The 12,429-nt window shown below is 70.0% G+C and carries 13 protein-coding genes; 4 read left to right on the top strand and 9 right to left on the bottom strand.

The window, feature by feature from the left end:
- Nucleotides 1-52: 52 nt before the first annotated feature.
- Genes OHS16_RS22900 through OHS16_RS22875 form a run of 6 tightly spaced genes read right to left on the bottom strand, consistent with a single transcriptional unit; the run spans nucleotide 53 to nucleotide 3,775 of the window.
- Nucleotides 53-1,807, bottom strand: coding sequence for a complex I subunit 5 family protein (locus OHS16_RS22900; protein ID WP_328539109.1), 1,755 nt, complete (start codon nucleotides 1,805-1,807; stop codon nucleotides 53-55).
- Entirely contained in the window at nucleotides 1,804-2,151 is a 348-nt protein-coding gene (locus OHS16_RS22895; protein ID WP_328539108.1) for a sodium:proton antiporter, read from the bottom strand. The genes OHS16_RS22900 and OHS16_RS22895 overlap by 4 nt, the downstream gene beginning before the upstream one ends.
- Nucleotides 2,151-2,888, bottom strand: coding sequence for an MnhB domain-containing protein (locus OHS16_RS22890; protein WP_328539107.1), 738 nt, complete (start codon nucleotides 2,886-2,888; stop codon nucleotides 2,151-2,153). Before OHS16_RS22890 ends, OHS16_RS22895 begins: the two co-directional genes overlap by 1 nt.
- Nucleotides 2,885-3,154: a Na(+)/H(+) antiporter subunit B gene (locus OHS16_RS22885; RefSeq protein WP_328539106.1), complete on the bottom strand. Its 270-nt coding sequence runs from the start codon at nucleotides 3,152-3,154 to the stop codon at nucleotides 2,885-2,887. The genes OHS16_RS22890 and OHS16_RS22885 overlap by 4 nt, the downstream gene beginning before the upstream one ends.
- Nucleotides 3,147-3,602 carry a monovalent cation/H+ antiporter complex subunit F gene (locus tag OHS16_RS22880; RefSeq protein WP_328539105.1) on the bottom strand — a complete coding sequence of 152 codons (456 nt, stop codon included), beginning with the start codon at nucleotides 3,600-3,602 and terminating at the stop codon, nucleotides 3,147-3,149. The genes OHS16_RS22885 and OHS16_RS22880 overlap by 8 nt, the downstream gene beginning before the upstream one ends.
- Nucleotides 3,599-3,775 (bottom strand): hypothetical protein, encoded by a 177-nt coding sequence (locus OHS16_RS22875; protein WP_328539104.1) that lies wholly within the window; start codon nucleotides 3,773-3,775, stop codon nucleotides 3,599-3,601. The genes OHS16_RS22880 and OHS16_RS22875 overlap by 4 nt, the downstream gene beginning before the upstream one ends.
- 131 nt (nucleotides 3,776-3,906) lie before the next feature.
- On the opposite strand from OHS16_RS22875, the gene OHS16_RS22870 reads away from it, so the two are divergent.
- The 4 genes from OHS16_RS22870 (at nucleotide 3,907) to OHS16_RS22855 (ending at nucleotide 9,186) form a co-directional block, all read left to right on the top strand.
- Nucleotides 3,907-4,566 (top strand): DUF3105 domain-containing protein, encoded by a 660-nt coding sequence (locus tag OHS16_RS22870; RefSeq protein WP_328539103.1) that lies wholly within the window; start codon nucleotides 3,907-3,909, stop codon nucleotides 4,564-4,566.
- Nucleotides 4,563-5,216: a DUF305 domain-containing protein gene (locus OHS16_RS22865; RefSeq protein WP_328539102.1), complete on the top strand. Its 654-nt coding sequence runs from the start codon at nucleotides 4,563-4,565 to the stop codon at nucleotides 5,214-5,216. Before OHS16_RS22870 ends, OHS16_RS22865 begins: the two co-directional genes overlap by 4 nt.
- A gap of 109 nt (nucleotides 5,217-5,325) precedes the next feature.
- Nucleotides 5,326-7,275, top strand: coding sequence for a S53 family peptidase (locus OHS16_RS22860; protein WP_328539101.1), 1,950 nt, complete (start codon nucleotides 5,326-5,328; stop codon nucleotides 7,273-7,275).
- A gap of 159 nt (nucleotides 7,276-7,434) precedes the next feature.
- A complete protein-coding gene (locus tag OHS16_RS22855; RefSeq protein ID WP_328539100.1) occupies nucleotides 7,435-9,186 on the top strand; it encodes an NAD+ synthase in 1,752 nt (583 codons plus the stop codon).
- Here the strand turns inward: OHS16_RS22855 and OHS16_RS22850 are convergent.
- The 3 genes from OHS16_RS22850 to OHS16_RS22840 form a co-directional block, all read right to left on the bottom strand.
- Nucleotides 9,158-10,381, bottom strand: a complete 1,224-nt coding sequence (locus OHS16_RS22850; protein ID WP_328539099.1) for an MFS transporter — start codon at nucleotides 10,379-10,381, stop codon at nucleotides 9,158-9,160. The two genes, OHS16_RS22855 and OHS16_RS22850, sit on opposite strands and share 29 nt — an antisense overlap.
- A 208-nt stretch (nucleotides 10,382-10,589) precedes the next feature.
- A complete protein-coding gene (locus OHS16_RS22845) occupies nucleotides 10,590-11,615 on the bottom strand; it encodes an endonuclease/exonuclease/phosphatase family protein (RefSeq protein WP_328539098.1) in 1,026 nt (341 codons plus the stop codon).
- 151 nt (nucleotides 11,616-11,766) lie between these two features.
- Nucleotides 11,767-12,402, bottom strand: coding sequence for a TetR/AcrR family transcriptional regulator (locus OHS16_RS22840; RefSeq protein ID WP_328539097.1), 636 nt, complete (start codon nucleotides 12,400-12,402; stop codon nucleotides 11,767-11,769).
- Nucleotides 12,403-12,429 lie beyond the last annotated feature (27 nt).

Raw genomic sequence — 12,429 nt, 5'->3', positions numbered from 1 at the left:
CGGGCGCCCGTGGCCACGTCCGGGAGCCGGGTGGCTGCGTCGCGGTCGGGTCTCACCACCGGGTCAGGGCCGCCAGCAGGGTCGCTCCGGCGGCCAGCCAGGCGACGTAGTCGCCGATGTGCCCGGAGTGCAGCCGCCGCAGCGGCGCCATGAGGTCCCTGCCGCCGGTGCGCGCCGGCCGCCGTACCGCCCGCGCGGCGAGGGCGCCCGCCAGAGCCGTGGACAGCAGCCCCAGGAGGATGCCGGGGGCCGGCCATCGCGGTTCATGGGCCGCGGCTCCCGGGACCGCCCGGTCGACCGCGTCGCCGACCGCGTGGGCCAGAGCGGGCGACAGCCCGGCCGCGAGTGCTGCGGCCAGCAGCAGGGCGGGAACGGCGAGCATGGTGACAGGAACCCTGGCGAGCGCCGCGCCGGTCTCCGGCTCCTCGCCCTCCCCGCTGGTCTCGTAACGCTGGCCCTCGGCGGGCCGGGGACCGAAGCCGCCGAAGACCCGGGCGGCGACCCGCAGTACCGCTCCCCCGGTGACCGCGGAGACCCCGACGAAGAGCACGGTGAGCGGCGTCCCCGCCGACTCCTCGATCACGGCCTTGCCCAGGGCCGTGCCGAACGGCGGGAGCCCGCAGAGGGCCAGCCCGCCGGCGGTGAACAGCACGCCGGTGAAGGGGAGCCCCCGTGCGCGGCCGTGGAGTTCGTGCTCATCGATGGAGCCGTAGCGGTCGAGCAGGATGCCGGCGCACGCGAAGAGCGCCGCCTTCACCCCCGCGTGCCCGAGGACGTAGAGGGCGACGCCCGCTGTGCTGTCCGGGGTGGTCAGCCCGAGGCCGATGAGGAAGAGGCCGGTGTGGGCGACGGTGGAGAAGGCCAGCAGCCGCTTGAGGTGGCGCTGCTGCCAGCACATGGCCGCCCCCACGACCGAGGTCAGTACACCGAGTGTCACCAGGGCGCGTTGGACGTCGTCCGCCGCGATACCGCCGGGGCCGCCGAAGACGGTCCAGTGGATCCGCCAGATCCCGTACACGCCGAGTTCGACCATGACGCCGGAGAGCAGCATGCAGACCGGGGTGGGGGCGACGGCGTGGGCGTCGGGGAGCCAGAAGTGGAAGGGCACGGCGGCCGCCTTGACCAGCAGGCCCGTGAGGATGAGGACGAAGGCGGCGAGGACCAGTGCGTCGGGGCGCCCCTGTTCGTCGAGGCGGCGGCCGATCGCCCGCATGCCGAGCTCCCCGGTACGTGCGTAGAGCAGCACGATGCCGGTGAGGGTGGCGTAGGCGCCGAGGGAGTTGACGACGCCGAAGGTCAGCGCGCCCTGGACGGCCTTGGCCTCCTCGACCCGGTAGCCGGTGAGGGCGTAGGCGACGACGCTCATCAGCTCGAAGAAGACGAAGGCGTCGAAGAGATCGCCGGTCAGCACGAAACCGCACATGCCAGTCTGGAAGAGCAGGACGAGAGCGGGGAAGGACCCGGCGTGCCGGACCGGAGGTTCGTCGAAGTAGCGCCAGGAGTACGCGAGTACCGCGGCGACCAGCAGGGAGATCAGTGCGGCCAGGCCCAGCGCCACCGGATCGCCCAGCAGGACGATGCCGACGCTTCTCCCGTGGTGCGGGCGCCAGCCGCCGACCCATTCGGTGTCCGGGGCCCGCATCCGGAACAGCAGTACCAGGGCGAGTGCCGCTGTGCCCGTCGCGAAGGCCTGGCCCACCAGTTCGGCGGCGAGCCGGGGCAGTCGTCGTCCGGCGGCCACCAGCACCACGGCGCCCAGCAGCGGCAGGGCGACGATGAGCGGCAGCAGTTGGTTCGGCTGGGTCATCCGCGCAGCTCGGAGAGTTCGTCCGGGTCGACGGTGCCATGACGTTTGTCGACCTGGATGACCAGGGCGAGCAGCAGCGCGGTGAGGGTCGCGCCGACCACCACATCGGTGAGCGCCAGCGCCTGGACGACCGGGTCGACCAGGGGGCGGGTGCCCGGCCGCAGATCGGAGAACACGGGGGCGGTGCCGCCGTCGCGATAGCCGACGGACAGCAGCAGCACATAGGTGGAGGACTGGCACACGGCGAGACAGCCCACGGCATGGACGAGGTTACGGCTGGTGGCGAGACCGTAGACGCCGACGATGAAGATCCATCCCGCGACCAGATAGGGCAGCACGGACATCAGGTTCTGTTCGCCTCCTCGATCTCCAGGGCCTGATCGAGGAAGCCGGACAGCAGCACGACCACCGCACAGGCCACCTCCATGCCGATCGCGGCGTTGAGCAGCGGGACGGTGCCGCCCGACGCAAGGGTGTTGAAGGTGCCGTAGGGAAGGAAGTTCGCGAGGAAGGACGTCCCGCAGAGCAGTCCCGCGACACCGAGGACCAGATAGGCGCCCTCGCCCGCCGCGTCCCCCGCGTGGTAGATACCCATCGGCCGGATCCGCTCCAGCGCCCGGTAGTCCACCGCGATGTAGAGCAGGTGCAACGCGGTCGCCGCGACCACCCCGCCCTGGAAGCCGCCCCCGGGGCTCAGCTGGCCGTGGGCGACGACATAGAGGCCCACGAGCAGGGTGACGGGCAGTGCGAGAGTCGCGTAGCGGCGCACGGACGGCAGTACGGGTGCCGGCTCCGGTTCGTGCTGCCGTTCGTCCCGGGTCTGGCGCAGCAGGACGACGGTCCCCAGCACCGCGGCGAAGAGGATGCTCTCCTCCCCTAGCGTGTCGAAGGCCCGCTGGTCGAAGTTGACCGAGGAGATGACATTTGCTGTGTGCCGGGCCAGGGCCGCCCGGACCGCCCGGCCGCCGTAGGGGTGTGAGTCGCCGCCGAAGTGCGGCAGCCGGAAGCTGGCCGCGCCGAGCAGCACGGCGAGCCCGGCAGCGCCGACGGCCAGCACCCACAGCCGGGCCCCTCTGCTCATCCTCGCTCTTCCTCCTGCTGCCCGGCCCGGCTCTTGCGCCGGATCTTGCGTACGGAGAGCAGCACCAGCAGCGGGGTCAGCGCGGAGCCCACGGCCAGTTGGGAGAGTGCGACGTCGGGGGCCTGGAGAACGGTGAACAGCACGGCCAGGGTGAGGCCGAGCACCGAGAGGACGAGCGCCTGCCGTGCCGGATCACGGACCAGGACCGCAGCGGTGGCGGCCGCGGCGACCAGCAGCAGGGAGATGACGATCAGCGCGTCAGACACCGGGCGCCGCCTCGGGTGACGGGTCGTCCAGCGCGCGGGCGGCGACCACGTTTCCGGCGATCAGCAGCGCCCCGATGACCAGCAGTTTCACCATGGCCCGCCCCGGGCCCGTGACCGCGCAGAGCGGGCTGACGACCAGCACGGTGGCCAGGACGGCCGGCCAGATGGTCCCGCGGGTCCGCGGCGGACGGCGGGCGAGTTCCCCGGCGAGCAGCCGGGCGTACACCAGAGTGCCGACCGGGCCGAGCAGGGCGAGAACCAGTGCGAGATCGACATAAGCGCTGCGGTCGTACCCCTGCGCCAGGAGCAGCAGGACCAGGCAGACCAGCAGGGTCGCCAGATTCTGTGCGACGACCCGGCGGCGTACCGGTCCGGTGGCCACTCCGGCGACGGCAGGTCCGACCCCGCACAGCAGCAGCGCCGCGGCAGCCGTCAGCCACCCGTTCAACGCTGCTTCGCCGCCCTGCGGGCGCCACAGGCAGCGGCCGCCGCGAAGAGCGCGGCCGCCGCGCCGACCACGGTTTCCAGGGTGTCGACACTGCCGATGAGCATCAGCCACAGCAGTGTCAGCGCTGCCCACCAGGCCAGCAGTTCGGCCGTGATCGCGTACGTGTGTGTCATGTCCTCACCTCCGCACGCCAGTACCCCGGTAACCCTGCCGCACTCCTGGCAGGCAGTCCCTCTGACATGCCGGGCGCCCGCGCACTACGATCTGAGCCCCCGCCCTGCCCGTACCTCAGAAGGATGTACCGATGGCTCCGCCCAAGAGCGCCAAGAACGATCGCAGGAACCGGATCGAGGAGATGCGCCGCGCCGAGAAGTCCCGTGAGCGCCGTGTCCGCGTCATCGCGATCACCGTGAGCCTGGTGGCCGTGGCCGGTCTGATCGGATTCGGCACCTACATCATCAGCAACCGGTCGGACGACACGACAGCGGACAGCAAGGCAGGCGGGACGACTGCCGGCCCGGTCAGGGGCGAGAAGGACTGGGACGCCAAGAAGCTGACCCGTAACCATGTCACCAAGCAGGTCAGTTATCCGATGAAGCCGCCGGTGGGCGGGGACCACAATCCCGTCTGGATGAACTGCAACGGGAATGTCTACAAGAAGCCGATCCCCGACATGAACGCCGTGCACTCCCTGGAGCACGGCTCGGTCTGGGTGACCTACACCGACAAGGCCGCCGCGTCCGATGTGCGCAAGCTCGGCGCGAAGGTGGCGAAGACCCCCTATTCGCTGATGAGTCCGTACAAGGACCAGTCCGGGGCGATCATGCTGAGCGCCTGGGGCAAGCAGCTGACGGTGGACGGCGCCGACGATCCGCGGGTGAACCAGTTCTTCACCAAGTACGTGCAGGGCCCCCAGACACCGGAGCCCGGCGCGGCGTGCACGGGCGGGCGGGACGGCGCATGACCCGCGGTACCCGGCTGACCGCCGTGGCCGCCGTCGTACTCGCGCTGCTCTGTGCCGCGGCGGCGACCACGGCCTTCACCATGGGCGGCGACAGCAGGCCCGCGGCTGCCCGGCCCACCGCAGGCTCCCCGGACGCCGGGTTCGCCCGCGACATGTCGGTGCATCACCAGCAGGCGGTGGAGATGTCGTTCGTCGTACGCGACCGTACGAAGAACACCGAGGTCCGCCGTCTGGCGTACGACATCGCCAACACCCAGGCCAATCAGCGGGGGATGATGATGGGCTGGCTGAACCTCTGGAGCCTGCCGGTCAGCGACGCGAGCCGGCTGCCGATGCAGTGGATGGGCATGGGCGAGGAGCCGTCGGCCGACGGAGCCCTGATGCCGGGCATGGCGACCCGGGCGCAGATGGCGGATCTGGCCAAGCTGAGCGGCAAGCAGGCGGAAATCCGGTACCTCCAGTTGATGACGGCCCATCACAAGGGCGGCATCCATATGGCGGAAGGCTGCGTGCAGCTTTGCAAGGTGCCGGCGGAGCGGAAATTCGCTCAGGGAATGGTGGCCTCCCAGCAGTCCGAAGTGCAGCTGATGTCAAGCATGTTGAAGCAGCGGGGCGCTTCCGCAACAAGTGAATCCCATACCGGTTCATGACCTTTCCTTGATCTCTTCTTGACGATCACCTACCCCTGGCATGAACAGTTCATCGGGCAGGGTGTCGCTTACACGCGTACCCGCGACGAACCGCAACACAGGGGGTTCCATGAGATCCAGCCGCGCCAAACTGCGCGCCGGCCTGAGTGTGGCAGCGACACTGCCTCTACTCGCCGGCGCGCTGGCACTGTCCACACCCAGCGCCAGCGCCGACAACGGTTCCGGCAGTCGCCACATACTGCAGGGCACCAAGCCGCTGTGGGCGACGGCACAGGCCGACCGCGGCGCGACGGCCGACTCCAGCCACGTCAGCGCACGTGTCTATCTGGCCGGGCGCGACGCCCAGGGCCTGACGGCGTACGCCAAAGAGGTGTCGGACCCGCAGTCCGCTTCCTACGGGAAGTATCTGACTGCCCAGCAGGCGCAGGCCCGCTTCGGCGCAACACCGGAGCAGATCAAGCAGGTCACCGGCTGGCTGAAGGCCGCAGGGCTCAAGGTCACCGGGACGACCCGGCACTACCTCTCGGTCAGCGGCAACGTGCCGGCCGCCGAGAAGGCGTTCTCCACCAAACTGCACGACTACCGCAAGGGCAGCAGGACCTACCGGGCCCCGACGACGACGGCCTCAGCGCCCGAATCGCTCAAGGGCGCGGTCCTGACGGTCGTCGGCCTCGACAACGCTCCGCACAACGTCAAGCACGACGAGACGCTGCCGCCGCCGGACGCGGTCTTCCGTAACGCCGGGCCGTTCTCCACGTACTACGGCTCCAACGTCAACACGCATCTGCCGAGCGCCGACGGGGTCAAGGCCCCCTACGCGATCAAGGGCTACACCGGCAAGCAGCTGCGGTCCGCCTACAGCGCGGGCGACAAGAGCGGCAAGGGTGTCACGGTCGCCATCACCGACGCCTACGCCTCTCCGACCATCGCGGCCGACGCGAGCGAATACGCCGGGAAGAACGGCGACCGCCGTTACGGCCGGGGCCAGCTCTCGCAGGTCCTGCCCAGCGACTACACCGACACCGAGGCCTGCGGCGCAGCCGGCTGGTACGGCGAGGAGACCCTCGACGTCGAGGCGGTGCACGCCGTGGCGCCCGAGTCGGACATCGTGTACGTCGGCGCCGCGTCCTGCAACGACGACGCGCTGCTCGACTCGCTCGGCAAGGTCGTCGACAACCGGCTCGCCGACATCGTCTCCAACTCCTGGGGCGACATCGAGGCCAATGAGACCCCGGCCGTCGCCGCCGCGTACGACCAGGTCTTCCAGCTGGGCGCCATCGAGGGCATCGGCTTCTACTTCTCCTCCGGTGACAACGGTGACGAGGTCGCCAACACCGGTACGAAGCAGGTCGACACCCCGGCCAACTCCGCCTGGGTGACGGCCGTCGGCGGCACCTCACTGGCCGTCGGCAAGCACGACGACTACCAGTGGGAGACCGGCTGGGGCACACTGAAGTCGACCCTCGCGGCCGACGGCAAGAGCTGGACCGGCTACCCCGGTGCGTACACCAGCGGTGCGGGCGGCGGCACGAGCAAGACCGTGGCGCAGCCGTTCTACCAGCGCAGTGTCGTGCCGTCGAAGCTCTCGAAGGCCAATGGCAGCACGGCCATGCGCACGGTGCCGGACATCGCGGCCGTCGCCGACCCCACCACCGGCTTCCTGGTGGGACAGACACAGACCTTCCCCGACGGTTCGCAGAAGTACAGCGAGTACCGCATCGGCGGCACCTCGCTTGCGGCCCCGGTACTGGCCGGTGTCCAGGCGCTGGCCCAGCAGGCGCGGCACATCCCGATCGGGTTCGCCAACCCGTCGATCTACGCCCGCTCGGGCAGCCGGTTCTACCACGACGTCACGGACCACCCGCTGGGTGCGAAGCACGACCTCGCGAACGTCCGTGTCGACTATGCCAACTCCGTCGACGACTCCGAGGGGCTGCTGACCTCGCTGCGCGGACTGGGCCACGACTCCTCCCTGGCGGCGACCAGGGGCTATGACGTGGTGACGGGTGTCGGCTCGCCGGCCCGCGGCTATGTGAACTCGTACCGCTTGTTCCACTAGTCGCAGCACGTTCTGTCGCAGCGGGTTCCTTCCCGCGGACTTGCCGCCCTGTTCCTCCCCGGATTCCGGGGAGGAACAGGGCGGCGCCGCGTCGGGGGCGACACGGCGCGGGCCCTGTCCGGCAGGGCATCGCGTCAGAGAGACGATTACACTGGTTCCGTGCCTCAACTACGCCTCGCACTGAATCAGATCGACTCGACCGTCGGCGACCTCGCCGGCAATGCCGAGGCGATCGTCCACTGGACCCGGCACTCCATCGGGCAGGGCGCGCATCTGGTGGCGTTCCCCGAGATGGTGCTGACCGGCTACCCCGTCGAGGACCTCGCTCTGCGGGGTTCCTTCGTCGACGCGTCCCGGGCCGCCCTGCAAGCGCTCGCCACCCGCCTTGCCGACGAGGGGTTCGGGGAGGTCCCCGTCATCGTCGGCTACCTGGACCGCACCGAGCATGCGCAGCCCCGCTACGGACAGCCGGCGGGTGCGCCCCGTAACGCGGGAGCCGTGCTGCACCACGGGGAGGTGGTGCTGACGTTCTCCAAGCACCATCTGCCGAACTACGGCGTGTTCGACGAGTTCCGCTACTTCGTCCCCGGCGAGACCCTGCCGGTGGTCCGGGTGCACGGCGTCGACGTCGCGCTCGCCATCTGCGAGGACCTCTGGCAGGACGGCGGCCGGGTCCCGGCCACCCGTTCCGCCGGGTCCGGGCTGCTGATCTCCATCAACGCATCGCCGTACGAGCGGAACAAGGACGACCAGCGTCTCGAGCTGGTGCGCAAACGGGCCCAGCAGGCCGGCTGCACCACCGCGTATGTGGCGATGACCGGCGGGCAGGACGAGCTGGTCTTCGACGGCGACTCGATCGTTGTCGGCAAGGACGGCGAAGTGATCGCCCGTGCACCGCAGTTCACGCAGGGCTGTGTAGTGCTGGACCTGGAGCTGCCCGCTGCGGGCCCGGTCCCGTCCGGCGTGGTCGACGACGGACTGCGGATCGAGCACGTCACCCTCTCCGGCGACCCGCTCCCCGCCTACGAGGCCGAGGTCACCGGCGGATACGCCGCCCGGCTCGACGACGACGAGGAGCTCTACACGGCGCTGGTCGTCGGACTGCGCGCCTACGCCGCCAAGAACGGCTTCAGCTCAGTACTGGTCGGGCTCTCCGGCGGTATCGACTCCGCGCTGGTGGCGGCGATCGCCTGTGACGCGCTCGGTGCGAAGAACGTCCACGGCGTCTCGATGCCGTCCAAGTACTCGTCCGACCACTCCAGGGATGACGCGGCCGAGCTGGCCAGGCGTACCGGTCTCCACTACCGCACCGTGGAGATCGGGCCGATGTTCGACGCGTATATGGGATCGCTGGAACTCACCGGCATCGCCGAGGAGAACCTCCAGTCGCGGCTGCGCGGCACCACGCTGATGGCCATCTCCAACCAGGAGGGCCAGATCGTGCTCGCGCCGGGCAACAAGTCCGAGCTCGCGGTGGGCTACTCCACGCTCTACGGCGATTCGGTCGGGGCGTACGGGCCGATCAAGGACGTCTACAAGACGGCCGTCTTCCGGCTCGCGCAGTGGCGCAACCGGGCGGCGGTGGAACGCGGCCAGACCCCTCCCATTCCGGAGAACTCCCTCACCAAGCCGCCGAGCGCCGAGCTGCGCCCCGGCCAGGTCGACACCGACTCGCTGCCGGACTACGAGATGCTCGACGCGATTCTGTCGAGGTACGTGGACGCCGACCAGGGCCGCGACCTCATTGTCGCGGCCGGCTTCGACCCGGAGCTGGTGAACAGGACCCTGCGAATGGTGGACGTCGCGGAATACAAGCGGCGTCAGTACCCGCCGGGCACCAAGATCTCCGCCAAGGGCTTCGGCAAGGACCGGCGGCTGCCGATCACGAACCGCTGGCGTGAGACGAGCTGAGTGCCCGCTCCGCCCGGGGGCTTTCCGCGACCACGCGGGAGGCCCCCTTCGGCGTACCGCGGTCCAGCAGACCCGCGGTGACCGCGATGGCCAGACCCACCACGGCGAGCGCCGCACCCACCAGGGACGGGGACATCCAGCCCCAGCCCGCCGCTATGGCCACCCCGCCGAGCCAGGCACCGCCCGCGTTGGCCAGGTTGAAGGCGGAGTGGTTGGAGGCGGAGGCCAGCGTCGGGGCGGACCTGGCCTTGTTCATCACCAGCATCTGGAGCGGTGTGGTGGTCATGAAGCCGACCGCACCCAGGATCACCACGGTGACCAGCGCGGCCCACTTCACATGGACGGTGAAGTCGAAGGCGACGAGCACCAGCGCCAGGGCCCCGAGCGAGCCGTAGAGAGTCGGCCGGAGCGCGCGGTCCGTCAGGGGCCCGGCGGCCAGTGCGCCGAGTGTCATACCGATGCCGAAGAGGGCGAGCACCACGGTCACCGACGACTCGGAGAAACCCATCACCTCGGTGGTGATCGACGCCAGGTAGCTGTACACGGCGAACACCCCCGCGAACCCGAAGACGGCGGTGAGCAGCCCCAGCAGCACCTGCCGGTTGCCCAGTGCCCGGATCTCGCGGCCGACGCCCTGGTGCGCGTCGACCGGCACATGCGGAATGAGCCTGGCCAGCGCGGTCAGCGCGACCAGCCCGATCGCGGCGACGACGAGAAACGTGGCGCGCCAGCCGAGGTGCTGGCCGAGCAGGGTCGCCGCGGGCACGCCCACGATATTGGCCACGGTCAGACCCAGGAACATGGTCGCGACAGCACGGGCCCGCCTGCCCTCGTCGACGAGCCGGGAAGCGACGACCGCGCCGACCCCGAAGAAGGCGCCGTGCGGCAGCCCGGCGAGGACCCGGCCCGCCACCAGCCAGCCGAAGCCCGGGGCGAAGGCGGATGCCAGGTTGCCGATGGTGAAGAGGCCCATCAGCAGCAGGAGCATCCGCTTGCGCGGGATACGGGAACCGAGGGCGGTGAGCAGCGGGGCGCCGATGACGACGCCGATCGCGTAGGCGGAGACGAGATAGCCCGCGGTGGGCACCGAGGTACCCAGATCGTCGGCGACGTTGGGCAGCAGACCCATCATCACGAACTCGGTCGTACCGATGCCGAAGGCGGAGATGGCCAGCGCGAGCAGGGCCAGGGGCATGGGGAGAAACCTTCTCTTACGTGGGCGGGGAGGAGGACACCAGCTTATGTTCTCTGGCGGAACAAAGTATCCAGGCCTTCTTGTTCCGCCAGGTGAACGCCCCGTTACGTGAGGGAGATCTCTTTCCCGGCCCCGCCCGGGCTCCGGGCTCCGGGCTCCGGGCTCCCGTGCCCGTGCCCGTGCCCGTGCCCCGCGCCGTGGCCCGTGCTCAGAGCCTGAGGCGCGCCGCGATCGGCAGATGGTCGCTGTCCGTCCTCGGCAGTGTCCACGAGGACACCGGGTCGACACCCTTGACCATGATCTGGTCGATACGGGCCATCGGGAACCCGGCGGGCCAGCTGAAGCCGAACCCGTCGCCCGCGGCGCCCTGGGTGGACCGCATCTGCGAGGTGACACCGGTCAGCGAGCGGTCGTTCATGGTGCCGTTGAGGTCCCCGAGCAGAACCACGTCGTGCAGCGGCTCATGGGCGATCGCCTCGCCGAGCGCCACCGCGCTCTCGTCACGCTGGGACGCGGTGAATCCGGCGTTGAGCTTGACCCGTACCGACGGCAGATGGGCGACGTAGACGCCGATCCTCCCCTGCGGCGTGGTCACGGTGGAACGCATGGCGCGAACCCAGCCGAGCCTGATGTCGACCGGCCTGGTGCCGCTCATCGGGTACTTGCTCCACAGCCCGACCGTCCCCTGGACCGAGTGGTACGGATAGGTGGCCGCGAGGGCCTTGGTATAGGCCGGGACCTGGCCGGCGGCCAGTTCCTCGAGCGCCAGCACATCGGCACCCGATGCCGCGACCTTCTTCGCGGTGCCCTCCGGGTCCGGGTTCTGCGCGTTGACGTTGTGTGTGGCCACCATGAGGTCGCCGCCGCTGTCCGCCTTGCCGGTGAGCAGCCCTCCGAAAAGGTTCAGCCAGATCACGGCCGGCAGCAGCAGGACGATCAGCGCGGTTGCCGAGCGGCGCAGCACGGCGAGGACCAGCAGCACCGGGATGCCGATTCCCAGCCAGGGCAGGAAGGTCTCGATCAGACTGCCGAGGTTGCCGACCCTGTTGGGGACCCGCGCGTGGAGCACCATCGTCAGGGTGAGAAGCACCGCGAGTGCGGCGAGCACGATACCGCGCCGCCAGATGCCGCGGTCACCCCGCCATCGCCCGCCGAACAGGCGCCGGACCCGGGACCCTGGACGCTCGGGGCCCGAGCTGCCGCGATCCGTGTCCGCCATGTGCGCCTGCGCCATTCCGCTGCCCTCGCTGCCTTGCCGTACCGGTCGTTCGCCTTTGACACTAGGCGATGACCGGCACTCTTCCTGCCGTGGTGACACGGCCGTACGGTAACCAGGACGTGACCGATGGGGCAGCGGGTTCCTGCTGTGACAGAACGCGGAAACTTCAGCCGGGCTGCCCCGCAGGCCGGGACGGTGCGAGCCCCTTCAGCACGGCGTCCACGACGTGTTCGGCGAGATCCTCTTCCAGCGGGCCGTCCGGTCGCAGCACCGCGCGCAGCAGCACAGGTCCGACGAAGAGGTCATTGACCAGTTCGGCGTCCAGGTCGGACCGGATAACCCCCTCGTCCATACCCCTGCGGACGACCGCGAGACCCGTGCGGCGCCGGCCCTCGACGACGGTGTCGTGATAGGCGGCCCAGAGCTTCGGGTAGTTCTGCATCTGCGCGAAGACGTTGTGGAGCAGGGCCGACGACCGCTTGGCCAGGCCGCGTTGGCGGAGCGCTTCGAGCATGGCTATGAGGTCGTCGCGCACCGATGTGCCGGGCAGCTCCGGATCGGTCGGCTCGACCGCTTTCAGCACGTCGAGGAAGAGTTCCTCCTTGCCCTTCCAGCGGCGGTAGATGGTCGCCTTGCCGACGCCCGCGGTCCGGGCGATGCGCTCGATCGAGAGGTCGGCGAGCGGGGCGCCCTCCTCCAGCAGTTTCACCACGGTGTCGGCGATCAACCGCTCGACAGCCTCGGAGCGCGGCCGGCCGCGCCGCTGCTCCTTCGGTTGGTTCCGCTGTTCCGTCGCGATCACGCCCGCTCCGCCTCTCACCACGCCGCC

Origin of the sequence: Streptomyces sp. NBC_00344, from assembly GCF_036088315.1 — a bacterium.
Taxonomy (GTDB): domain Bacteria; phylum Actinomycetota; class Actinomycetes; order Streptomycetales; family Streptomycetaceae; genus Streptomyces.
The sequence above is the reverse complement of the archived record's forward strand: the minus strand, read 5'-3'. Positions and strand labels throughout refer to the sequence as shown.

Bases quoted from the DNA above. Each gene is read 5' to 3' on its own strand.
- OHS16_RS22900 (WP_328539109.1), bottom strand. From the start codon at position 1,807: ATGACCCAGCCGAACCAACTGCTGCCGCTCATCGTCGCCCTGCCGCTG.
- OHS16_RS22895 (WP_328539108.1), bottom strand. From the start codon at position 2,151: ATGTCCGTGCTGCCCTATCTGGTCGCGGGATGGATCTTCATCGTCGGC.
- OHS16_RS22890 (WP_328539107.1), bottom strand. From the start codon at position 2,888: ATGAGCAGAGGGGCCCGGCTGTGGGTGCTGGCCGTCGGCGCTGCCGGG.
- OHS16_RS22875 (WP_328539104.1), bottom strand. From the start codon at position 3,775: ATGACACACACGTACGCGATCACGGCCGAACTGCTGGCCTGGTGGGCA.
- OHS16_RS22870 (WP_328539103.1), top strand. From the start codon at position 3,907: ATGGCTCCGCCCAAGAGCGCCAAGAACGATCGCAGGAACCGGATCGAG.
- OHS16_RS22865 (WP_328539102.1), top strand. From the start codon at position 4,563: ATGACCCGCGGTACCCGGCTGACCGCCGTGGCCGCCGTCGTACTCGCG.
- OHS16_RS22860 (WP_328539101.1), top strand. From the start codon at position 5,326: ATGAGATCCAGCCGCGCCAAACTGCGCGCCGGCCTGAGTGTGGCAGCG.
- OHS16_RS22850 (WP_328539099.1), bottom strand. From the start codon at position 10,381: ATGCCCCTGGCCCTGCTCGCGCTGGCCATCTCCGCCTTCGGCATCGGT.
- OHS16_RS22845 (WP_328539098.1), bottom strand. From the start codon at position 11,615: ATGGCGCAGGCGCACATGGCGGACACGGATCGCGGCAGCTCGGGCCCC.